General features: G+C 72.1%; 15 protein-coding genes and 1 pseudogene. 2 read left to right on the top strand and 14 right to left on the bottom strand.

What is annotated here, in order from left to right; all coding sequences use genetic code 11:
• Positions 1–468 precede the first annotated feature (468 nt).
• From ACIRSU_RS05810 to ACIRSU_RS05825, 4 genes are read right to left on the bottom strand one after another with little or no spacing between them, the layout of a single operon-like run.
• Positions 469–612, bottom strand: coding sequence for a DUF6760 family protein (locus ACIRSU_RS05810; RefSeq protein ID WP_403789459.1), 144 nt, complete (start codon positions 610–612; stop codon positions 469–471).
• On the bottom strand, positions 609–1,058 hold the full coding sequence (locus ACIRSU_RS05815; protein WP_403789460.1) for a hypothetical protein: 450 nt from the start codon (positions 1,056–1,058) through the stop codon (positions 609–611). The genes ACIRSU_RS05810 and ACIRSU_RS05815 overlap by 4 nt, the downstream gene beginning before the upstream one ends.
• Positions 1,058–1,501 carry a phage tail protein gene (locus ACIRSU_RS05820; RefSeq protein WP_403789461.1) on the bottom strand — a complete coding sequence of 148 codons (444 nt, stop codon included), beginning with the start codon at positions 1,499–1,501 and terminating at the stop codon, positions 1,058–1,060. Before ACIRSU_RS05820 ends, ACIRSU_RS05815 begins: the two co-directional genes overlap by 1 nt.
• Positions 1,502–1,514: 13 nt before the next feature.
• Positions 1,515–3,101, bottom strand: a complete 1,587-nt coding sequence (locus ACIRSU_RS05825; protein WP_403789462.1) for a phage tail sheath family protein — start codon at positions 3,099–3,101, stop codon at positions 1,515–1,517.
• A 211-nt stretch (positions 3,102–3,312) separates the two neighbouring features.
• On the opposite strand from ACIRSU_RS05825, the gene ACIRSU_RS05830 reads away from it, so the two are divergent.
• Positions 3,313–7,299, top strand: coding sequence for a hypothetical protein (locus ACIRSU_RS05830; RefSeq protein ID WP_403789463.1), 3,987 nt, complete (start codon positions 3,313–3,315; stop codon positions 7,297–7,299).
• A gap of 3 nt (positions 7,300–7,302) precedes the next feature.
• Here the strand turns inward: ACIRSU_RS05830 and ACIRSU_RS05835 are convergent, their stop codons facing one another.
• From ACIRSU_RS05835 to ACIRSU_RS05855, 5 genes and pseudogenes are all read right to left on the bottom strand, one after another.
• On the bottom strand, positions 7,303–7,857 hold the full coding sequence (locus ACIRSU_RS05835) for an SUKH-4 family immunity protein (RefSeq protein ID WP_403789464.1): 555 nt from the start codon (positions 7,855–7,857) through the stop codon (positions 7,303–7,305).
• Between the two features lie 380 nt (positions 7,858–8,237).
• Complete coding sequence (locus ACIRSU_RS05840; RefSeq protein WP_403789465.1) at positions 8,238–10,241, bottom strand: AAA family ATPase; 2,004 nt, start codon at positions 10,239–10,241, stop codon at positions 8,238–8,240.
• Positions 10,242–10,249: 8 nt separating this feature from the next.
• Positions 10,250–10,834 (bottom strand): annotated as a pseudogene (locus tag ACIRSU_RS05845) (DUF4255 domain-containing protein); the annotation flags it as partial.
• A gap of 7 nt (positions 10,835–10,841) precedes the next feature.
• Positions 10,842–12,860, bottom strand: a complete 2,019-nt coding sequence (locus ACIRSU_RS05850) for a VWA domain-containing protein (protein ID WP_403789466.1) — start codon at positions 12,858–12,860, stop codon at positions 10,842–10,844.
• A 148-nt stretch (positions 12,861–13,008) separates the two neighbouring features.
• Positions 13,009–13,638 (bottom strand): response regulator transcription factor, encoded by a 630-nt coding sequence (locus tag ACIRSU_RS05855; RefSeq protein WP_403789467.1) that lies wholly within the window; start codon positions 13,636–13,638, stop codon positions 13,009–13,011.
• Positions 13,639–13,886: 248 nt separating this feature from the next.
• Between ACIRSU_RS05855 and ACIRSU_RS05860 the strand changes: the two genes are divergently transcribed.
• Positions 13,887–15,230 (top strand): hypothetical protein, encoded by a 1,344-nt coding sequence (locus ACIRSU_RS05860; RefSeq protein WP_403789468.1) that lies wholly within the window; start codon positions 13,887–13,889, stop codon positions 15,228–15,230.
• 21 nt (positions 15,231–15,251) lie between these two features.
• Here ACIRSU_RS05860 and ACIRSU_RS05865 read toward each other — a convergent pair whose 3' ends face one another.
• The 5 genes from ACIRSU_RS05865 to ACIRSU_RS05885 form a co-directional block, all read right to left on the bottom strand.
• Positions 15,252–16,082: a DUF4157 domain-containing protein gene (locus ACIRSU_RS05865; protein ID WP_403789469.1), complete on the bottom strand. Its 831-nt coding sequence runs from the start codon at positions 16,080–16,082 to the stop codon at positions 15,252–15,254.
• A gap of 159 nt (positions 16,083–16,241) precedes the next feature.
• On the bottom strand, positions 16,242–18,422 hold the full coding sequence (helR, locus tag ACIRSU_RS05870; RefSeq protein WP_403789470.1) for an RNA polymerase recycling motor ATPase HelR: 2,181 nt from the start codon (positions 18,420–18,422) through the stop codon (positions 16,242–16,244).
• A gap of 120 nt (positions 18,423–18,542) precedes the next feature.
• Complete coding sequence (gene meaB, locus ACIRSU_RS05875; protein ID WP_403789471.1) at positions 18,543–19,529, bottom strand: methylmalonyl Co-A mutase-associated GTPase MeaB; 987 nt, start codon at positions 19,527–19,529, stop codon at positions 18,543–18,545.
• Positions 19,530–19,533: 4 nt separating this feature from the next.
• On the bottom strand, positions 19,534–21,708 hold the full coding sequence (scpA, locus tag ACIRSU_RS05880) for a methylmalonyl-CoA mutase (protein ID WP_403789472.1): 2,175 nt from the start codon (positions 21,706–21,708) through the stop codon (positions 19,534–19,536).
• Complete coding sequence (locus ACIRSU_RS05885) at positions 21,708–23,525, bottom strand: methylmalonyl-CoA mutase family protein (RefSeq protein ID WP_403789473.1); 1,818 nt, start codon at positions 23,523–23,525, stop codon at positions 21,708–21,710. The genes scpA and ACIRSU_RS05885 overlap by 1 nt, the downstream gene beginning before the upstream one ends.

Genomic DNA, 23,525 nt, shown 5'->3' on the forward strand with positions numbered 1-23,525 from the left:
GGCCCCGACGGGCCCGGCACGCCCTCCGCCCGTACCGAAGCACCCGGAGACACCGGTGCGGCCGAAGCGGGTTCGGGAGGCTCCGTCGCCGGCTGCTGCGTCAGTTGCGCTGTCACGGTCGACGGCCCCGGCCCGCTGAACCCCCGTACCGGCGTCGTGACCCCGTGCACCAGCCCGCTCGGTGCCTCCGCGCTGACCGCGTGGCCCAGCGGGACCGTGAACGCGGTCGGCTGCCGGGTGGGCAGGGCGGCCTCGAAGGCGGTCGGATCGGTGACGAGGGACGGTGGCGTCAACGTACGCTGGAGCGGCGGGAGTTCGGGGATGTCGAAGCGGTCCTCGCGGGGCGCGGCGGCCGGTTCCGGCGGCGGCGCTGCCGCGTCGCTCCGCCGTGACCGATCCCCGTCACCGCTTCCGCCTCCGCTTCCGCGCAGCCAGGACAACAGACCCATCGGTGCCCTTACCTCCCCCTCATCCTCCGTTGAGGCGGGCCACTTGGGCGACGAACCTCAGACGTTCCGGGTGCTCCAGGTCGAGGAGCTGATCGAGCGGCCAGTGGAAGTGGTAGGCGAGGTACGCGACCTCCTCGTACAGGCGGTCGGCCGCGTACGTCACGATTCCCCCAGGCGGCCACCGGCGAGGTCCACCGCGAACTCCTCCTGACAGGACGGGCAGGTCACGGCGGCCCGGGTGTGGCCCTCGGCGTTGATGCGCCGGTAGAAGTCCTGGAGGAAGGCGAGGTCCGAGGCGAACAGGTCCTCGATGACGCCCGGGTGGATGTCGTCGACCGTGCCGATCCTGGTCACGACACGGGAGATGAGGACCACGGACAGGTAGGCGGAGTTCTCCCGGACCCGGTCGTCGCGGAGCGGTACGAGTTCGTCGCGGGCGGTCGCCAGGCGCATCACGCCGTCCCGGTGCACGGTGCCCGCGTCGTCGACGTACCCGCGCGGCAGCCGGAAGGCGAACTCGGTCCGCATGCCGCCGCCTTCGGCCTCGCCTGCGGAGGAGAGGCCCGGAGCGGCGGCGCGCGGCGGTGCGCTCGGCGCCGTACGACGCATCACTCGACTTCCATGCTCTCGTACGTGATCACCAGCTTCTCGGTGAGTACCGAGGTGTCGCCGGCCTTGAGGGTGCCGATCTCCAGGGACTTCGGCCAGGCGTTGATGAGCTTGTAGCGCTTGATCGGGATGCCCTCGTAGTCGTACACGATGATGGCGCCGTGGCGGCGGGCGCCGGCCATCTTGCCGAAGCGGGACTCCTTGACCCAGCTTTCGAAGCTGTTGTCCTCGGTGAGGCCGCGGCTGACCGTGACCTCGCCCGCCTTGGGGCGGCCGGGCAGCTTCTTGATGGCGTACTTGCCGTCGGCGGTGTTCTGCTTCAGCTCGATGACGTCCTGCTCCATCTTCAGACCACTGACCTCGGTGATCTGCTTGATGACGACGCTGTCGAACTCCAGGCCGAAGGAATGGCCGACTGAACTGTCGAGATCGGGAAGGGGCACGGCGTACTACTCCTCACTCGTCGACGGCACCAGAGCCGCTGGTCAGCTGGGAGAGGCGGAAGACGACGAACTCGGCGGGCTTGACCGGTGCCACACCGATCTCGCAGATGACCTGGCCCAGGTCCACGCTCTCCGGCGGGTTCGTCTCGCGGTCGCACTTGACGTAGAACGCCTCGTCCGGGGTGAGGCCGAACAGGGCTCCCTTGCGCCACTCGTTGACGAGGAACGCCGCCACCGTCCGGCGGATCCGGGCCCACAGCGCGTCGTCGTTGGGCTCGAAGACGACCCACTGGGTGCCGGCGAGGATCGACTCCTCCAGGTAGTTGAAGAGCCGGCGGACGTTGAGGTAGCGCCAGGCCGGGTCGGAGGCGAGCGTCCGGGCGCCCCATACGCGGATGCCGCGGCCGGGGAAGGCGCGGATGCAGTTGAGGCCGGCCGGGTTGAGCCGGTCGTGCTCGCCCTTGGTGAGCTGGGTCGCGAGGGCGACGGCCTCGCGGACCACCTCGTTCGCCGGGGCCTTGTGCACGCCGCGCTGGTTGTCGTTGCGGGCCCAGACACCGGCGATGTGGCCGCTCGGCGGGACGAGCGAGATCCGGCCCGTCGAGGGGTCGGCCACCCCGATCCACGGGTAGTAGAGCGTCGCGTACTTGGAGTCGTAGTTCGCCCGCTCGGTGCGCCAGGTGTGGATCTCCTGGGGGCTGAGGCCGGGCGGCGGGTCGAGCACCGCGACCCGGTCGCCCATCAGCTCGCAGTGGGTGATCAGGCCCTGCTGGACGGCGATCACCCCGTCGAGGTCGATGAGCCCGCGCTCGTACGCGCTCATGAGGTCGGGCACGGCCACCATCGTGACGTCCTCGACCGCCTCCAGGCCGCCGAGGCCGGAGCGGCGGTCGGCGTCGCCCACGTACACGTCGGGCGTCAGCGACCCGGTCGGCACCGCCACCGGCGCGCCCGCGGGCGCGGGCACGGCGAGGGTGACGGTCTGCGTCGCCGGGCGGGCGGGGGCGGCGCCGGTGCCGGGCTCGGCGATCTCGATGAGCGCGGAGCCGGCGTTGACGCGGGTGACGACGTTCTCCTTGCTGCGCTTGGTGGTGACCGACGGATACGTCTCGACGACCTCGTCGTCCCGCCGCACGATCAGCCGGAAGGCGTCGGAGGGCGGGTCCTCGCCCTCGACGTCCGCGATCTCGACGCTGATCCGGCCGGTGACGCCGGGGCGGGCGGTGATGGCGTACGGTCCGACGGTGACGGCGGCGGGCTGCCCGGCCGCCGCCGCGGCGGCCCCCTGGGCGGCTCCGGCTCCGGCTCCGGCACCGATCTCGGCCCCGGTCCCGGTCCCGTCTTCGATGCGTACGACGTAGCAGATCCCGCCGCCGTTGGCGAAGAAGCCGTAGACGGAGCGGGCCAGGTACGTTCCTTCGACGAAGCCACCGAAACGACTCACGAACTGGCTCCAGTTCGTGATCAGGGTCGGCTCGTCGAACGGCCCCTTCTCCGCGAAGCCGACGAAGGCGGCGACCGAAGTGCCCACCCCTTCGATGGGCCGGGACCCCGATTCGACCTCTTCGACGTAGACGCCGGGGGACAGGTACGACGGCATACGGCGCGCTCCCTCCTGGAATGACGGCCATTCTTGTGACGCCGACGATCACCGGGAACGGAGGGAGGGCCGCCGGGCGGGCATGGCGGGCTGCCCGATCGTGCAAGGCGCCGGGTCCGGTCGTCCGCACGCACGGCCTGGGTACGGGGCGGCCGGCCCCGGCACGCTGACGACACCGCGTACGCCGTCGGCACGGGCCCCGGGAGGACGGATGAAGGACGTCCCGGAGAAGAAGCCCTCGATGCAGAAGTCTTCGACGCAGCAGACTTCGACCCAGCGGCCTTCGACGCAGCAGCCCTCGACGCAGCAGCCCTCGACGCAGCGCCCGGAGCGCGGGACCGCGCGGCCCGGCGACTCGGGTGTACGAAGTCTCCAACGGCTCCAGGGAGCGGCGGGCAACGCGGCCGTGGCGCGGCTCGTCGCCCAGCGGTACACCGCCCCCGTGAAGACGCCGCCGTCGGCCGCGCCCGGGTTCCGCCGGGTCGGGGCCGACGTGGCCGCCAAGAAGCGGACCCTGGCCGCCCACGCCCCCGCCGCCACCGAGTCGAAGTCGGCGCAGGACGCGGCAGTGGCGCCCCCGGACGACAAGGAGGCGCAGGGCAAGGCCGCGAACGCGGAGAAGATGAACGCGGCGAAGCCGGGCGAGTTCAACAAGGCCGCGTTCATCGAGGCCGTGAACAAGGCCATCGACGCGCAGGCGCCGAAGAACCTCGACGAGGCGGACAAGTTCTCGTCGTCGGGGAAGGCCGAGAAGGTCAAGGGCGAGGTCGACGGCAAGGTCAAGGACGGCAAGAGCGCCTCCGCCAAGGACATCGAGACGACGACGAAGGCGCCGCCGGACACCTCCGCGGCCAAGGACAAGCCGGTCACCCCGATGACCCCCGACCGGCCGCCGGCCAACCCGGGCGCGCCGAACGCGGCCGACGCGGTGCCGGACAAACAGCCCGCCGCCGTCACGGACTTCTCGCAGGGTCCGGCGGAGAACGACAAGGCGATGGCCGACGCCGAGGTCACGGAGGAGCAGCTCGCCAAGGGCAACGAGCCGGAGTTCGACCAGGCCCTGAAGGCGAAGAAGACGGCGGAGGCGGACTCGGCGGCGGCGCCGGGGAAGGCCCGCGCGGGCGAGCAGACGCAGCTCACGACGGCGAAGGCGGGCGCGGCGGCGGCGGGCACACAAGCGATGAACGCGCTCACCGCGACCCGGGGGGCGGCCGGGAAGGCCGTGGACGGCGGCAAGGGCGAGACGAAGTCGAAGGACGAGCGGAAGCGCGCCGAGGTCACGGGGAAGCTGCAGAAGGTCTTCGACGCGACGAAGAAGGACGTCGAGGCGACGCTGACGGGCCTCGACAAGAAGGTCGACGACGCCTTCACGGCCGGGGAGAAGGCGGCGCGGGACGCGTTCACCGCGGACCACAAGGCGCGGATGAAGAAGTACAAGGACAAGCGCTATTCGGGCTTCTTCGGCAAGGCGCGGTGGGTCAAGGACAAGTTCGCCGGAATGCCGAAGGAGGCGAACGACCTCTACCAGGAGGCCCGGAAGCTGTACGTCTCCAAGATGCAGGCGGTCATCTCCTCGGTGGCCGACCTGATCGGGGCCGAACTGGGCCGCGCGAAGGCGAGGATCGCGCAGGGCCGGGCGGAGCTGAAGGCGGAGGTCGACCGGCTGCCGGGGGACCTGAAGCAGTTCGGTCAGGAGGCGGCGAAGGACTTCGCCGGAAAGTTCGACGACCTCGAGTCGTCCGTGAACGAGAAGTCCCAGCAACTGGTCCAGGACCTGGCGAACAAGTACACAGCGGCGCTGAACGCGGTCGACGAGGAGATCAAGAAGCTCCAGGAGGCCAACAAGGGCCTGATCGACAAGGCGAAGGACGCGATCGTCGGCGTCATCAAGACCATCAACGAGCTCAAGAACCTGCTCCTTGGCATCCTCGCGAAGGCCGCCTCGGCCATCATGAAGATCATCAAGGACCCGATCGGCTTCCTGGGCAACCTGGTGCGGGCGGTGGGCGCCGGCCTCCATCTCTTCATCACCAACATCGCCGACCACCTGAAGAAGGGCCTGGTCTCCTGGCTCCTCGGCACCGCGGTCAAGGCCGGCCTCACCCTCCCGGAGCGCTTCGACCTCCGAGGCATCATCTCCCTGATCACCTCCCTCCTGGGTTTGACCTGGGCCAACCTCCGCACCCGCATCACCAGCAAGGGCGTCCCCGACCAGGCCCTGACCGCCGTCGAATCCTCCCTCCCCCTCGCCCAGGCCCTGGCCAAGGAGGGCCCGGCGGGCGCGGTGAAGGAGATCGAGGCGGAGGTCGGCGACCTCAAGTCCACGATCCTCTCGAAACTGACGGAATACCTGATCCCCACGGTCATCGTCGCCGGCATCACCTGGATCCTCTCCCTCCTCAACCCCGCCTCCGCCTTCGTCCGCGCCGTCAAGGGCATCATCGACATCGTCTCCTTCGTGGTGAACCAGGGCGCCCAGATCGCCGCCTTCGTCAACTCCGTCCTCGACGCGGTCATCGAAATCGCGAACGGCGGCGCGGCAGGCGTCCCGAAAATGGTCGAAACGGCCCTGGCTGGCAGCATCCCGGTCCTGATCGGCTTCCTGGCCTCACTGCTGGGCATCGGCAACCTGGCGAACAAGGTGAAGTCGGTGTTCCAGTGGGTGGCGAAGCCGGTGAACAGGGCGATCGACAAGCTGGTCGACTTCATCGTGAGGAAGGGCAAGGCCCTCTGGCAGAAGCTCAAAAGCAAGTTCGGCAAGGACAAGCCCGCCCAGGACGGCAAGCCGGTCACACCGCAGCAGAAGGAGAAGGCCCTCGACGCCGCCTCGACCGAGGCACACCGCCGGCTCGCCGGAGGCGCGTCTGGTGCGGACATGCACGGCATCCTTGAGCAGGTCTACCGCAAGTACCAGCCGCAAGGCCTGTCCTCGCTGCGTCTGGAGCGTACCGCCGAGCACGAGTTCCAGGTAGTTGCCACGGGTAGCCCGGCCAAGGTGAAGAAGGGCCTGCACGCGAAAGCGCCGCAAGAGGCCGAGGGCGACGAGAGTGCGCTCCCGCTCGGTCCGCAACTGGAGAGCGACTGGCAGGCGCAACAGCAGAAGAAGGCCCTGCAGGCGCAGCTCAAGGTCAGCGACGAGGCCCAGCACGACCTGCAGAACGTGCTCAACGCCACGGTGGAAAAGAAGCAAGAGCAGGGCAGCGCCCGCAACGACACGACCTGGGCGCGCGGCGTCCTGAAATACCAAGTCCCAGAGAAGGACGGCATCCAGGTACGCCTCGGTGCCAGCGGCGCGCGGCTCATGGACCACAGCGACGTGCACGATGCCAAGGGAGCCCACGCCGAGGAACAGGTCACCCTCCACCATCGGGAGGTCGACCTCCCGGCCATCACGGCTGCGCCCCAGGACGTCAAGAACATGTCGATGCGCTACGAGATCAGCAAGAGTCCCTGCGTCAACTGCGCGACATTCATCGCCGACTTCCACGACCGGAACTTGAGCCCCAAGAGCAGTTCGAGGGTGAAGACCACGGTCGCAACCAGCTCGCTGTACCAGGGCGAGACTGTGTTCACGGGTGAGATCATGCGGCGCTACTCCAAGATCTTCGAGAAGTTCGCCAGGCCCGAGAAGGTGCTCCTGCTCGCCGACTACAAGCAGGAGCTCCAGGCGAAGATCGACGCCGAGATCAAGCAGGATGGCGAGGCGACGACGAAGATGATCAAAGATGAGAAAATGCGATTCTCCGGGTCGCCGGGCTCCCACACGGCGAAGCGGGGACAGGCTTATGCCGATCGCAAGGCTCAGTGGCAGGACATCCCCGTCCAGGGTGAGGACGTCCGACCCGATTGGTTCTACATCCGGAACACCACCGACCACGGCCGACTGGGCCTGGCGATCCTGCGGGCGCACGGAATCACCGTCACCCCGCTGGGCGGCGCCGCACTCGGCCTCGGCCACCCCAACCCGACGGACGCGGCCGACCGCCCGCTGACTGAGGAGGAGGCGAAGGCGATGTCACAGACTGACCGGGACAACCGCGAATTGTTCCTCAACGACCTCAACGCCAGAGGCAAGGTCATCGTGGCCGAGATCAACAGGATCGACGCGAAGCTGACCGAGGGTATGGGCAACTCCCCCAAGCAGAGCGAAATCCACGACAAGTGGGTGGAGGAGCATGGGTACGTCGGCTCGCGGTAGGCCCTACTCCGCGGCGATCGAGCGCAGGCTGAACAACAGCAGCAGCTGCCAGTACTGGACCGGGCTCTCAAGCGACGGCGGGTCGATCACGCTGATCTTGGGGATGAGCGCCCGAAGCGACTCGCCGACCTCCGACTCGTCCCCGGGGTGCAGGTCGGCCAGGAGCAGTGAGACCTGGTACAGCGTCTCGACGAACAGCTCGAGCGTGCTGTTGATCAGAGCGCCGTTGCGCTTCGCGTCGCCCGGCTTGTACCAATAGATACGGCCGTCGTTGCCCGACAGGCAAGTGAGGCCCCCCATGCCGCTGGCGACCACCAGGTCGTCCCCGAAGTTCACCCGCTCCTCAGCGACGCTCGAAAAGATCGAGGCCACCGTACGCGGCTCGCCGGCCGAGATGTCGCCGAAAACCAGCAGATCAGTGAACATCTTCGGCAGTCCGACCTCGGTCAGGACGCGCCAGTCCGCCTCGCCGGAGCCATGCCGCCTGGCCACCTCGGGCGGCATCCGCATGACCCAGTCGTCGCCGAACGCATCGACCATTTCCTCGTGCGTGACCATCGCGGGCTCCTCAGCCGGGTGTCGTCCGAATCACGGTAGCAACTCCAGCCCGCGCTGGTCGGTCGCTCGAGGTTACGCGGATCGGCTGCGCCTTGCTGACTGAAACAACTTCTGAGGCGACCACACCTGACACTGTCGACCTCGACGCCCCCGCCAATCACCGAACTGGTGCCCGCGTCCCTGCGGGCCTCGACGCCCTCCTTGCCCTGAACGGCAACGGCGTCACAATCCACTACGCCGCCGACATCCTCGCCGAGCAAATCGTGCACATCTGCCGCCCGGGCAAGCCGAGATCGGTCGAGTGCTCGCCGATCCCAGGTTTCCGACCGCCGCTCCCGAGGCGCCGGCGCCGCCTCCCATGGCAGGTGGGCGGGACGACATTACCCGCTTGCCTGCAGCAACTCCGCGTACCGCCCGAACTCCGACTCCAGCGTCAGTCGTCCCAGCTTCTGGTACTCCCGCTGCACCGCATGGATCAGCATCCCCATCGTCACCGCCCCACCCGCCTCCGCCGCCAGATACGCCGCCGTCACCGCGATCGACCTGATGTTTCCTCCCGCCAGTTCGAACGCCTCGGCGCAGAACTCCAGGTCCAGGTCGACGCCCCTCGGCAGGTGGGGGCCCAACGACCGGTCCCACAGCAGCAGCCGCTGAGGGGGGTCGGGGACCGGGAAGTCCACGATGAGATCCAGGCGGCGGGTGAAGGCGTCGTCCAGGTTGGCGCGGAGGTTGGTGGCGAGGATCGCGAGGCCGTCGAAGGACTCCATGCGTTGGAGGAGATACGCGGACTCCACGTTCGCGTAGCGGTCGTGGGCGTCCTTCACCTCCGAGCGTTTGCCGAAGACGGCGTCCGCCTCGTCGAAGAGGAGGACGCCGTTGACGCCCGCCGCCTCCGTGAAGATGCGTTCGAGGTTCTTCTCCGTCTCGCCCACGTACTTGTCGACCACCGTCGCCAGGTCCACCGTGTACAGGTCGAGCCCCAGGTCCGCCGCGATGACCTCCGCCGACATCGTCTTGCCGGTGCCGGAGTCGCCGGCGAAGAGCGCGGCCACGCCGCGGCCGCGGCCGCCGCCCGGGCGCATGGACCAGGTGCCGAGGACGTGGTCGCGGTGACGCGCGCGCGAGGTGAGTTCGCGGAGTTGCGCCGAGGTGTCGGGCGGCAGGACCAGGTCGGTCCAGCCGACCGTCGGCTCGATGCGGCGGGCCAGCCGGTCCAGGCCCGCCGCGTTCTGGGCGCGGGCGCCGGCGCGGACGTGCGCGGCGGTGACCTCGCCGCCCTCCAGGCGGGCTGTCTGGACGGCCGCCCTCGCCGAGCGGACGACCTGCTCCGGGGTGAGGAGGAAGGGGGACAGGAGGGACTCGACGTCCAGCGGCACCATTACGCCCGCGCTCCGCGCCCACAGCTCCGCCCGCGCCCCCGGCTCCACCCGCGGGGCCCGCACAAGCAGCGGGGGCCCGGACGACCAGCCGGCGTCCCACGGCATCCGGCCCACCAGGAGCAGCGGTACGGGCGCCTCCGTCAGGGCCCGCAGCAGCGCGGGCCGCTCCCGGGCCACCGCGTCCAGCGGCGCCGCCACCAGGCCCGCCCCGGTCAGCCGCGCCTCCCGCACCAGTGACCGGATCGCCTCCGCAGGCGCCGGGTCCTCCGCGAGCCGGGCCAGGTCGACTCCGAGGGTCCGCCGTCCGGCCGCCGTGAGCGCGGAGGCGGCCAGGGCCGTGCCCGCCCCGCCTCCCTGGTCCTCCTGGAGGTAGACCAGCCGGACACCGTCGCCGAGGACCCGCGCCAGGGCGGCAGGGTCGCCCACTCCCCGTAAAGGTTCCAGCGGCGCCACGTGCTCCGCGAGCCGCGGGTCAGGGGTGTCGTCGCCGAGGAGGTGCGCCGTCACCCGGTCCGGCACCCGCAGCGCGCGGCTCAGGAACGGCCGGTCCAGGTCCTCCATGAGCAGCAGTCCGCCCGCCCGCAGCGGCGCCCGCGCCCCGAGCCGGGCCCGCGCCTCCCGGTCCGCCGCCGGCACCCCGCACAGCCCGAGCGCGAGCCCGGTCGACGGCCGCCGCCGCGTCACGTCGTCGTTCAGATAGCCGTAGAACGATTCGAAACGGTCGTCCAGGTCCGGCAGCAGGGCGATCAGGAGGATGTCGACGTCCAGGGGCGTCAGGCCGAACTCCTCGGCCAGCCGTGCCAGCAGGCCCTCAGACGGCGGCGGCAGCGGCGGCTCCGCCGGCAGCACGCGCGGTCCCGCGAGCAGCCGCTCCACCGCCTCCTCCGTCAGATACAGGCCCCGGAACGCGTCGTCGGGATCCGGGTCCACCGCCCGGCGCGCCTCCACCGCGCGGCGGATCCGCAGCTCCAACTCCTGTGCGCGGGCCAGTAGTTCTGCCGTCACTCCGCCGTTCCTCCACGAGGTTTCTCGCCGACCCGTACGTCCATGCCGCCGTCGCCGACCGGCGGGCCCGCCTCGTACCGCGGCGACGCCGTCAGCGGCACGCTCACCACCAGGTCGAGCGAGGGCTTCAGCTCCCCGCCCAGCGCGCTCCACACGTCCGCGAAGGACCGGTCCTCCGGCGGCGGCAGCGCGATCGACATGGGTACGGGCGCGCCGATCTCCTCCAGGGTGCCGGTCAACCGGGCCGGCGGCAGCGCGTCATAGCGCAGCAGGCACGCCAACAGGGAGGAGAGCAGCCGGTGTTCGTCCTCCGGGCGCTTGGTCCAGGCGGTGATCAGGTACGAGAGCTTGAAGAAGCGCGGCGGGCGGTGCCGGGCCACCACCGTGCCTCGCTCGTCGTACTCGTTGTGCAGGCCGCGCGAGCGGCGCTTCATGTCCTCGCGGATGTCGTACAGGTACAGGTTGACCATCGGCGCGTTGACCTTCGCCGCCCACTCGCGGGTGGGCGCGTCGAAGACCACCGCCACCTGACCGCCGCCCAGGACCTCGGCGCGGATCAGCGACCGCAGCACGTCGTCGACCTCGTGGATCACCGGACCGTCACCCCCGCTCCGCGAAGTCCGGTGGCTGCAGGGCGTGTTGGACGACGAGTACCGGGGCCTCCAGGCGCGGCAGCCGCGGCACCTCCGCCCACAGCTCCCGCGGCCCGAGCCGGTCCCTGCGCAGTACGAGCACCTGCGCCTCGAAGGTGCCGTCGGGGTCGATCCGTACCGGAGAGGTGTCCGCCGTGAGACCCACCGACCACACCAGGCGGGCGGTCTCGCCCGGCGGGTAGTCCGCGCCCCGCACCACGACGGTCTCGCCGGGCCGGAGGACGCGCGGGGTGACGTCGAGCCGTGGCTGGAGCACCTGCAGTCGGGCCCTGGCCGCGTTGTTGCCGTACCTCGGGTCGAGCAGCGCCCCGCGCACCCTGCCCCGTACGTCGCCGGTCAGCGCGGAGCCGTACGTCGCCGTCTGCGTCACCGTGAGCCGTCCGCTGGGCGGGATCGAGCAGGGCGCGGCGGCGGTGCAGCGGCCGACGGCACCGAGCAGGCGGCCCGGAGACTCCGGCCACGTGGTGTCGAGGACCACGCCACGGGCCGGGTCGGGGCCGGCGTTGGTGAGCGTGTACGTGGCGACGGTGGCGCGGCCCGTGTACGTACGGGCCGGGGCGAGGCTCAGGGTGACGGCGAGGTCCGCCGACGGCGGCACCGGCGGCGGCAGCACCCGGAAGACCGCGGTGTCGGTCCCGGTGTTGCCCGCCTTGTCGGTCGCGGTGCAGGTGACCGTGGTCTCGCCGACCGGGAACAGCGATCCGGAGGCCGGGGTGCACTGCGGCGTGAGCGGGCCGTCCTGGGCGTCGACGGCGGTGGCCGTGTAGTCGATGCGGGTGCCGGAGGCGGAGATCGCGCGGGCCGTGCGGTCGTCGACGGTGACGACCGGCGCGGTCACGTCCTTCACGGTGATCGAGATGGATTCCGTGTACGCCGGGTCGGCGGCGGCCGCGGGGCCGAGGTTCGGCGAGTTCGGTGGCCGGGTGCCGAGCAGGAACTCGACCGTGCAGGTCAGCGTCCGGCCCTGCGGCGCGTCCGGGTGGACGGTGATCGTCTCGGCGAAGTCGGCGACCTGCCCGCTGACCACGTCCCGCACCGGCGGGTCGAGCGCGACGGTCAGCCCCGGGTCGCAGGCGGTGAGCTGGTGGCCCACGCTGGTGGGCAGGTTGGTGAGGCCGCGGACGACGGCCTCGGCGACCTGGTCGGGCACGATCCCGGAGAGCTTGGTGCCGCCGGTGGCCTGGATGATGCGGGTGGCGTTGTCGGGAGTCGTGTGGTCCTGGTAGCCCGGGTCGCCCGCGTCCCCGGTGCCGTCGAGGCCGTCGCCGATCTTCGTGTCGACGTCGACGCCGACCACGCGGACGTTCTTCTCCTGCAGCGCGGCGATCGTGTCCTCGAGGGTGTGCCCGTTGCTGGGGTTGTGGCTGGAGGCGTCGCCGACGAGGACGATGACGGGGCTGGAGTTCTCGCGGAACACGGTCTGGCCGTCGGCGCCCTGGGAGACGTTCCACAGTCCGTTGATGAAGTCCTCGGTCGGGCCGGGGCCGCCGCCCATCTTGTCGTCGAGGGCGTTCACCCCGGCCTGGATCTCGTTGTCGTTCTGGGTGAGCGCGGCCGTCACGCGGAAACCGGCGTTCGGCGGGTCGCCCAGCTGGTCGCCGTAGGTCGCCACGGCGAACCTGGCGTCCGGCTGGGAGTCGCGGACTCTCTGGACGATCTGGGGCAGGCCGCCGCGTACGTCCTGGATGGCGTCGCCCATGCTTCCGGTGCCGTCCACCAGGAGCACCACCTCGGGCATGGGCGGCACGGGCGGGGTGAGCACCTGTTTGGCCACGGGCAGCGACTGGCCCGGGGCGAGCTCCGCGGTGACGACGGCCGGCGTCACCGGACCGGCCGGACCGTCCTCGGCCGGGCGGAGCGCCGGCACGGTGCCGGCCGTCCCGGCGGCGACCAGCAGCAGCGCGAGGGCGACGATCCGCCCCCGCCGCGGTTCCCCGTTCCACCGGAACGGCGGTGACCAGCGCACAGTGCAGCTCCCTACGCCTCGCCCACGACGACCCTTGCGACCACGCGAGGATCCACCCGCACGCTCCGGATGTCACGGCCCCCGCGTCCCCTGCCGGGGAAGGAAGGACTGCCCCAACGGGCAAGTGTGCGAGGCGGGTTGGCCTCGGTCAGATGAGTCCCTGCCGCATCGCGTACGCCACCGCGTGCGAGCGGTTGCGCAACTGCAGCCGGGTGATCACGGCGTGCAGCACGTTCTTGATGGTGCGCTCCGAGTACGACAGCTTCGCGGCGATGTCCGCCGTGTCGTACCCCTCCGCCACCAGGCGCAGCACGTCCACCTCGCGCGCCGCGAGCCCCGTGAAGTGCAGCCCGCGCGGCGCGAGGACCTGGCCCTGGAGCCGGCCGACCTCCTCCAGGAGGCGTCCCACCAGGTCGGCCGGGAGATGTCCGGCGCCCTTCGCGACCGTGCCGATCACCTGCACCAGATGCTCCGGGGTCGCCTCCGACCGCCGGATCACCCCGGCGACCCCGCACTCCGCGGCGGCCACCAGCTTCTGCTCGTCGATGTCCCGCGTCACGAGCACGGCCCGCGCGGTGCTCGTTCGCCTGATGTGCCGTAAGAGTCGCAGCAGTTCGTCGTCGACGGCGTCCACGACGAGCACCACGACCTCGGGTTTCGGATCCACGTCCGCGCCCCAGTCCGTCACCAGGATCTCGGGCCTGGTCCTGAGCTGACTCGTCACCCCCGCCTGGGATATCGGGTCCTGGGCCCGCAGTGCCACGGCTGTCCGCTCCATGATCTCTCCCCCCGGAGAAAGAGACCGAGCCGGTGTCACGAGGGCCCCGGTGTACTCGGTCGCAAGAGTGAGAACGCGATAGAACGCAGGCAACGCCTGCAGACGTCAACCTCACACGTCGTCAGGTGGCTTGGAAATGCACCTACCCACCCCGGCGGAAACGGAATCGTCGCGAGGGCACGGTATCTGCCCGAAAGTGTTCCTCCCCGGTCGCTGCCGCACGGGCGGGCCGCTTCTACGGTGCGCCCATGAGTCTTACGGCACACCTCGACGCCGCGTCCGTCACCGCCGCACCGGGCGAGGAGACGCGCCTGCCCCTCCAGGTACGCAACTCCGGCTCCACCGTGGAGGAGTACCGCTTCGAGGTGGTCGGGGCCTGCGCCACCTGGACGACGGTGGAACCGGCGACGCTCTCCCTCTACCCCGGAAGCTCGGAAACAGCCACCGTCATATTCCAGCCACCCCGTGATCCCTCCGTGCCCGCCGGCGAGACGCCGTTCGGCATACGGGTGGTCCCGACCAGCGGCCACGCCGAGCCGGTGGTGCCCGAAGGCCGGGTCGCCGTGTCGCCGTTCGCGGAGGTCACGGCCGAGCTGGTGCCCCGTGGCTCGCAGGGCGCCCGGGCCGGCCGGCACAAGGCCGCGGTCGACAACCGCGGCAACGCGCCCCTCACCGCCACCCTCTCGGCCGTGGCCGCCACCGAGCAGACCCAGGTCTCCTTCACCCGCAAGGAGCTGCGGATCGAGCCCGGCCGGGCCGCGTTCACCGAGCTGCGTGTCAAGTCCACCAAGCGCCTGTGGCGCGGCACGCCCCTGACGCACACCTTCCAGGTGCTCGTCACCCGGGCCGTCCCCGAGGGCGAGGAGCCGCCGGCCCCGGTCGTCCTCGACGGCACCTACCAGCAGCAGCCGCTGCTGCCCCGCTGGCTTCCCCGGGCGCTCGTCCTCGCCTGTGTGCTCGTCCTCGCCCTGGTGGGGGCCTGGTACGGGCTGCTGCGGCCGGCCGTGAAGTCGGCGGCACGCGAGGCGATCACGCCCGAGGTCATCGCCTCCGCGACGGCGAGCGCGAGCCCGGGCAAGGGCGGGGGCGGGGCGTCGGGCGGCTCGGGCGGATCGGGCGGCAAGGACGGTGCGCCGAGCCCGGCGCCGCCCACCTCGGCCGCACCGACCCCGTCCGTCACGGGCAGCGCCAAGCCCAAGCCCGTGGCCAAGCCGCCCGCCCCGCCGGCGCCGACCAGCGCCCAGGTCCAGGTGCGGGACGCGGTCGGCGGCGGCGCCGAGAGCGGCACGGCCCTCACGGTGGCGGACGGCAGGACCTTCCGGCTCACCGACATCGTGGTGCAGAACCCGCAGGGCGACGCGGGCACGGTCGTGGTCCGGGCGGGCGACCGCCGGATCCTGACCCTCGCCCTGGAGAACTTCCGTGACTCCGACTACCACTTCGTCACCCCGGTCCTGGTGTCCGCCGGAGACGCGGTCACCCTGACCGTGGACTGCCGCAAGGTCGGCCGCCCGGTCGGCGCCCCGCAGCCCGACCGGTGCTCGACCTCGCTGTTCCTCGGCGGCACCCTCCAGGGCAACAAGTCCTCGTGACACTCCGAGTCTGACGGGCGGTCAGGATCCGGGCGCCGGCTCTTCCTCCTCCTCGGCGCCCGAATCCGCCTGTCGCTGCACGAACGAGCCCTGCACGTCCGCAGGTTGCTCGTCCTCGTCCTCCGTCGCCGCCCGCTGCACGGAGGGGCCCGCGGGGGCCGCGGGAGCACCGGCCGGCGCCGTCTCGGCCACGGGCGCCGGGGCGGCCAGGACCCGGTCCGCGTTGGCGACCGCCTCCCGCTCGTGGCGGTCCGAGGGGTCGCTCACCCGGATCCCGCCCGGCGCCTCGGTGCCCTCGACCGGGCCGCTGCGCTGCTGGATCACATGGGTCAGCTCGTGCGCCAGCGTCGTACGGCCCTGCGGCGAGGCCGGGTCGTACGCCTCCCGCTGGAACACCACGTTGTTGCCGACCGTGTAGGCGTGCGCCCCGATGCCCTTGGCGGAGGCGTCGGCGGCCGAGTCGGTGTGGATCCGTACGTCGGAGAAGTCGGCGCCCATCCGGGACTCCATGTCGGCGCGGGTCTCCGTGTCGAGCGGCTGCCCGCCCGAGGTGATCACGTCGTGCACGGGGGAGCGCTCGTCGGCCCGCTCCTCCGTCTCCCCGGCCGCCGCCCGGCTGCGCTGCACCATCGCCCCGACGGCCCCGTTGCCCACGGCCCGCTGGAGCGCCCCGAGCCCGGACGCGCCGACGACGTCCGTACGGCCGGCCGCCGCGGCCTCGTACAGCCGGGCCGTTCCGGGGCCGGCGCCCTCCTGTTCGTGCTCGTGCCGGTGCTCGTGGTCGGCGTGCTCCAACTGGTGGTCGCGCTCCGGCTGGTGCTCGTGGTCGTGGTCGAATTCGTAGGCGCTCATCGTCGGCTCCCCGAGGACAGAGGACAACGGAAGGTGGTCACCGCCGGGGCCGGCCGGCCCCGGCTTCCAGCCTCGCCACCCGCCGCTGCCCCGTCCAGGTCCCTCCCGGGCCGCCGGGGGCAGGAAGCGCTGCCCGTTCGCGCACCACCACGCGTGCCGTCAGGCGCTGGTGAGCACGACCAGCCGCTGCGTGGCCCGAGTCATCGCCACGTACCGGTCCACCGCGCCCTCGATGCCCGTGCCGAACCGCTCCGGGTCGACGAGCACCACCAGGTCGAACTCCAGGCCCTTCGACAGCTCGGGCGTCAGCGACCGGACCCGCGCCCGCTCCCGGAAGTCCGGCGCGCCGATGACACACGCGACGCCCTCGGCGTGCTCCGCGAGCCAGCCGTCGAGCACCGCGTCCAGGTCGGACACTGGGCCGTGCGTGACGGGGATGCCGCTGCTGCGCACGGAGGTCGGCACGTTGGCGTCGGGGAGCGCGGCCCGGATGGCCGGCTCGGCCTCCGCCATGACCTCCTCCGGCGTGCGGTAGTTGATGCCGAGCGAGGCCACCTCGATCCGGTCGAGGCCGACCCGGTCGAGCCGCTCCCGCCACGACTCCGTGAAGCCGTGCCGGGCCTGGGCGCGGTCGCCCACGACGGTGAAGCTGCGGGACGGGCAGCGCAGGAGCAGCATCTGCCATTCGGCGTCGGTGAGTTCCTGCGCCTCGTCGACGACGATGTGCGCGAACGGACCCGCGAGCAGGTCGCGTTCGGCGTCCGGCAGTTCGGAGTCGTCGACCAGGCTGACCTTCGCGTCCTCCCCGCGCAGCATGGTCACCAGGCCCTCGCCGTCGTCACCGTCGGCACCGGAGGAGGACACGGCCTGGATCAGGTTGTCGACGACCTTCGCCATCTGCTCGCGCTGCGCGGCCAGGGCCGCCGCCCGCCGGCGCTGCCGCAGTCCCGCCTCCGGGTCGCCGAGCCGCTGCCGCGCCGCGTCCAGGAGCGGCAGGTCGGACACCGTCCAGGCGTGCGGCTCCGCGCGCTGCAGCTTCCGTACGGCGTCGGGGCCGAGCCACGGCGCGCACAGCCGCAGATACGCGGGTACGGACCACAGGTCGCCGACCAGGTCGCGCGGATCGAGGACCGGCCACGCGGCATGCAGGGTGCCGGCCAGCTCGCGGTCGGCGCGCAGCGCCCTGCGGAACAGTGCCTCCGGCACCTCCACGTCGGGCCCGGCGAGGCCGATCTTGTCGAGCAGGATCGTGCCCAGCTCCTCCCAGATCCGCTCGCGCGCCTCGTTGTGCGGGGTGCCCGGCTCCGGCGCCCCGAACGCCTCGGCCCAGTCGTCGGCGGTCACCCGCACATCGGACCACGGGGTGCTGACCGTGATCGTCTCGGTCGGCGGCTCCTCGTAGAACCGCACGCCCACCTCGATCGCGTGCACCATGCGCGCGTCCGCCTTCAGCCGGGCCACGTCCGGGTCGCTCTCCGGTACCGCGTCCGCGCCCTCCGGTACGAGGTCGCGCACCGTGCAGGTCCGCACGCCCTCCTCGCCGAGGCTCGGCAGGACGTCGGAGACGTAGTCCAGATAGGGCTGGTGCGGGCCGACGAACAGCACGCCGCCGCGCCGGTGGCCGAGCCGCGGGTCGGAGTAGAGCAGATACGCCGAGCGGTGCAGCGCGACCACCGTCTTGCCCGTGCCGGGGCCGCCGTCGACGACCAGGGCGCCGCGCGAGCCGGCCCGGATGATCGCGTCCTGGTCGGACTGGATGGTCGCGAGCACGTCCCGCATCTTCGCCGAGCGGTTCCCGCCGAGGCTCGCGATGAAGGCCGACTGGTCGTCGAGCGCGGCATGCCCTTCGAGGCCCTCGGCGGTGAACACCTCGTCCCAGTAGTCGGTGATCCGCCCGCGGGTCCAGCGGTAGCGGCGGCGGCTGGCCAGGCCCGACGGCCGGGCGTGGGTGGCGGCGAAGAACGGCTCGGCGGCCGGCGCGCGCCAGTCGAGCAGCAGCCGGCGCCCGGTGCTGTCGGTGAGCCCGAGCCGGCCGATGTAGACGGGCTCGCCGCCGTCCGCGCCGACCACGCGCCCGAGACACAGGTCCAGGCCGAAGCGGCGCAGGGTGCGCAGCCGGGCGGAGACGCGGTGGATCTCCTGGTCCCGCTCCAGCGCCTCCCGGCCGCTGCCGCCGGGCGCCCGGCGCAGGACGTCGAGCTGCTCGGACAGCTCGGCGACGGCCTGCTCCAGGCTCTCCGCCACGGCGGCGAAGTGCTTCTCGTCGGCGGCGATCAGAGCCGGGTCGTTCTTGGCGGAGAGGTCGTCGGACAGGGCGAAAACGCTGGTGAGGGCGGTCATGGTGGTTGATTCTGAGCCACGAGGGGGGCCTTGCGGCAAGGCCCCCCATGCGCTATACGTTAAGAAGGGCGAGGAACGGTGGACCGTTCTCGCCCTTCGTGTTGTCGCGCTCGCACCGGGCTATGGCCGCCCGTCCCCGAACGCCCCCAGGATCCGCTCCGCCGCGAGCGTCGCCGTCAGCTCCCCGTCCCGCACCTGCCGCTCCACCTCCGGCGTGAGCGCCCGTACGGCCGGATCGGCGTGGAGCCGCGCGAGCAGCTCGTCGCGGACCATCTGCCAGGTCCAGTCGACCTGCTGCTCCCGGCGCCGGGCGGCGAGCCGGCCGGTCGCGTCGAGCAGCGTACGGTGCTGTTCGAGCCGCGCCCACACCTCGTCGAGCCCGGTCGACTCGCGGGCGCTGCAACTGAGCACCGGAGGCGTCCAGACGGCGTCCCGGCCGTGCATCAGCCGCAGCGCGCCCGCCAGTTCGCGGGCGGCGGCCCGGGCCTCCGGCGCGTGCGCGCCGTCCGCCTTGTTCACGGCGACCACGTCCGCGAGCTCCAGGACACCCTTCTTGATGCCCTGCAGCTGGTCGCCGGTGCGGGCGAGCGTGAGCAGCAGGAAGGTGTCGACCATGTCGGCCACGGCCGTCTCCGACTGCCCGACGCCGACCGTCTCGACGAGGATCACGTCGTACCCGGCGGCCTCCATCACCACGATGGACTCGCGGGTCGCCTTGGCGACGCCGCCGAGCGTGCCGGCGCTGGGCGAGGGCCGCACGAAGGCGGCCGGATCCACCGCGAGCCGTTCCATCCGCGTCTTGTCGCCGAGGATCGAGCCACCGGTGCGGGTGGAGGACGGGTCGACGGCGAGGACCGCGACCCGGTGCCCGAGGCCGGTGAGCATGGTGCCGAAGGCGTCGATGAAGGTCGACTTGCCGACGCCGGGCACGCCGCTGATCCCGATCCGCCGGGCCCGGCCGCCGTACGGCAGCAGCCGGGTCAGCAACTCCTGGGCGAGCACCCGGTGCTGGGGCCGGGTGGACTCCACGAGGGTGATGGCGCGCGCCACGAGGGCGCGCCTGCCGTCCCGTACACCCTGTTCGTACGTGTCGATGTCGATGGCCATGGGATCAGGCGTCGTGCCCCAGGCCGGCCGCGAGCCGGCGCACCAGGTCCGCGGCCGCGTCCGGGATGACCGTGCCGGGCGGGAAGACCGCGGCGGCGCCCATTTCCAGGAGGACCGGCACGTCCTGGGGCGGGACGACCCCGCCGACCACGATCATGATGTCCTCCCGGCCCTCCGCGGCCAGCTCGTCCCGCAGCGCGGGGACGAGCGTGAGGTGGCCGGCCGCGAGGGAGTTGACGCCCACGATGTGGACGTCCGCCTCGACGGCCTGCCGGGCCACCTCGGCCGGCGTCTGGAAGAGCGGGCCGACGTCGACGTCGAAGCCCAGGTCGGCGAAGGCTGTCGCGACCACCTTCTGGCCGCGGTCGTGCCCGTCCTGGCCCATCTTGGCGACCAGGATGCGGGGCCGCCGGCCCTCGGCCTCCTCGAAGGCGTCCACCAGGGCCCGCGTGTCGTCCACGTTCGGGGACGCGCCTGTCTCGTTCCGGTACACGCCGGAGATCGTACGGATCTGCGCCGAGTGCCGCCCGTACACCTTCTCCAGGGCGTCCGAGATCTCGCCGACCGTGGCCTTCGCGCGGGCCGCGCGCACGGCCAGTTCGAGCAGGTTGCCCTCGCCGCCGGCGGCCCGGGTGAGGTCGTCGAGCGCGTCCTGGCAGGCGCGCTCGTCGCGCTCGGCGCGCAGCCGGCGCAGCTTGTCGACCTGCTGGGCGCGCACGGAGGAGTTGTCGACCTTGAGCACCTCGATCTGCTCGTCGCCGTCGACGCGGTACTTGTTCACGCCGATCACCGGCTGCCGGCCCGAGTCGATACGGGCCTGGGTGCGGGCCGCGGCCTCCTCGACGCGCAGCTTCGGGATGCCCGCGTCGATGGCCTGCGCCATGCCGCCGGCCGCCTCGACCTCCTGGATGTGCTGCCAGGCCCGGCGCGCCAGGTCGTACGTGAGCCGCTCCACGTACGCGCTGCCGCCCCACGGGTCGATGGTCCGGGTCGTGCCCGACTCCTGCTGGATGAGCAGCTGGGTGTTGCGGGCGATGCGCGCGGAGAAGTCCGTCGGCAGGGCGAGCGCCTCGTCGAGGGCGTTGGTGTGCAGCGACTGGGTGTGGCCCTGGGTGGCCGCCATCGCCTCCACGCAGGTGCGGGTGACGTTGTTGAAGACGTCCTGGGCGGTGAGCGACCAGCCGGAGGTCTGCGAATGGGTACGAAGCGAGAGCGACTTGGGGTTCTTCGGGTCGAACTGCCTGACCAGCTTCGCCCAGAGCAGCCGGGCCGCCCGCAGCTTGGCGATCTCCATGAAGAAGTTCATGCCGATCGCCCAGAAGAACGACAGGCGCGGCGCGAACGCGTCGACGTCCAGGCCCGCTTCGCGCCCTGCCCGCAGGTACTCGACACCGTCGGCGAGGGTGTACGCCAGCTCCAGGTCGGCCGTCGCGCCGGCCTCCTGGATGTGGTAGCCGGAGATGGAGATCGAGTTGTAGCGGGGCATGTTCCGCGAGGTGAAGGCGAAGATGTCGGAGATGATCCGCATCGACGGCTTCGGCGGGTAGATGTAGGTGTTGCGGACCATGAACTCCTTGAGGATGTCGTTCTGGATGGTCCCGGCCAGCTTGTCGGCGGAGACGCCCTGCTCCTCCGCCGCCACGATGTAGAGCGCGAGCACGGGCAGCACCGCGCCGTTCATCGTCATCGACACCGACATCCTGTCCAGCGGGATGCCGTCGAAGAGCTGGCGCATGTCGTAGATCGAGTCGATCGCCACGCCCGCCATGCCGACGTCGCCCGTGACCCGCGGGTGGTCGCTGTCGTAACCGCGGTGTGTCGGCAGGTCGAAGGCGACCGACAGGCCCTTCTGGCCCGCCGCCAGGTTGCGCCGGTAGAAGGCGTTGGACTCCTCGGCGGTGGAGAAGCCCGCGTACTGCCGGATCGTCCACGGCTGGTTGACGTACATCGTCGGGTACGGGCCGCGCAGGAACGGCGCGACGCCCGGGTACGTCCCGAGGAAGTCCAGGCCCTCCAGGTCACGGCCGGTGTAGAGCGGCTTGACCGGGATGCCCTCGGGCGTCTCCCACGTCAGGTCGGCCCCGTCGGACGCCCGCTTGAGGGCGGCCCGCCACTCCTCGGCGCTGCCCGCCGCGGACGGGGACCCGAGGCCGATCCCGGTGAAGTCGGGGATTCCCATCACGACACTCCCATGCGGTCGAGGGCGGCGGAGAGGACGGCGACGGCGTCGCACCCCGCGAAGACGTACGAGTCGACACCGGCGTACGAGGCCGGGCGGCCGGCCAGCGACACGTGCCCGGCCCCGGCGGCACGCAGCGCGGCGGCCTCGGCCTCGGCGCGCTCCTCGTACAGGGCGTCGCTGGAGCACAGGCACGCCTCGGTGGCGCCGCTGTCCGCGAAGGAGCCCTCGGTGACGGGCTCGATGCCGCCCGCCTGGAAGAGGTTGGCGGCGAAGGTGAGCCGGGCGGTGTGCGCGGCGGCGGAGCCGAGCGCGGCGAGGTAGACGCGCGGGCGGGCGCCGGTCGCGGCGAGATGGGCGTCGGAGCGGGCGCGCAGCGCCTCGTACGCCTCGTCGCGGCGGACGCGGGGGAGACCGCCCGTCGGCGCGGCGGGGGCGGGTGCGCGGACCACCGGCTTCTCGCCGAGGTGCGGGAACTCGCTGACGCCGGTAACGGGTTCGCGGCGCTTGGCGAGCTGCCTGGTGCGCGCCTCCCAGGTCGCGGCGAGCCGCTCGCCGAGCCGGCCCGAGCGCAGCGCGGCCGCCTGGCCGCCCGAGCGCTCGATCTCCTGGAAGAACTCCCAGGAGGCGTGGGCGAGTTCGTCGGTCATCCGCTCCACGTACCAGGAGCCGCCTGCCGGGTCGATCACCCGCGCGAGGTGCGACTCCTCGACGAGGATCGTGGAGGTGTTGCGGGCGATCCGGCGCGCGAAGGCGTCCGGCAGGCCGAGCGCGTGGTCGAAGGGGTGGACGGTGACGGACTCGGCGCCGCCGACCCCGGCGGCCAGCGTGGCGACCGTGGTCCGCAGCATGTTCACCCACGGGTCCCGGGCCGTCATCATGACGGGCGAGGTCACCGCGTGCTGCAGCTGCGCCCCGGCCGCCGGAGCGCCGCAGGCCTCGGCGACCCGCGCCCACAGCCGGCGCGCGGCGCGCAGCTTGGCGATCGTCAGGAACTGGTCGGCGGTGGCCGCGTACCGGAACTCCAGCTGCCCCAGGGCCTGCTCGACGGTCAGTCCGCCGTCGGTGAGCGCCCGGAGGTATGCCACACCGGTGGCGAGCGAGCAGCCAAGCTCCTGCGCGGCCGAGCCGCCGGCCTCGTGGTACGGCAGGGCGTCCACGGTCAGGGCGCGCAGCCCCGGGTACGACTCGGCGCTCAGCCGGGCCAGCGCGACCGTGGCGGCGAACGTGTCGCCGTCGTACGCCGAGCCGGTCCGCGCCTCGGTGCCGAGCGGGTCGGCGCCGAGGTTGCCCCGGGCGGTCTCGGGGGCCACCCCGCGCCGCTCGTAGAGGCCGAACAGCTCCGCGGCCGCGGCGGCGGTGTCGGCTCCGGCGTCCAGGACGACCGGCGCCAGGTCCAGGTACACGCCCTGCAGCGCTCGGTCGAGGTCGGCGACGGGGATCCCGCCGGCGCCGACGGCCAGCCACAGCGACGTGACGCCGTTCTCCAGGTCCGTGAGCACCGCCTCGGCGTCGGCCACGGCGTGCCGCTGCCGCACGTCCCAGCCGCCGGCGGTGTTGCCCTCGGCGCGCCCCGCCCGTACGAACGGGGCGAATCCGGGCAGTCCGGCGTCCGGCGCCGCGTCCCCGGCCGTGTACAGCGGCCGGGCACTCAGCCCGTCCTCCAGGGCGCTCGCCAGCGCCTCTTCGGCGTCGCTCTCGGGGACGTCCCTGCCCGACCTGCTCAGCACGCCCGCCACGAGGCGCTGCCACTGCGCATGGGTCGCTGCGGGGAAGTCGGCGGCCAGCGAAAGGCCGTCGTCAGGCAGCACAGTCAT

This window comes from Streptomyces sp. NPDC101160, assembly GCF_044768205.1.
Lineage (GTDB): Bacteria > Actinomycetota > Actinomycetes > Streptomycetales > Streptomycetaceae > Streptomyces.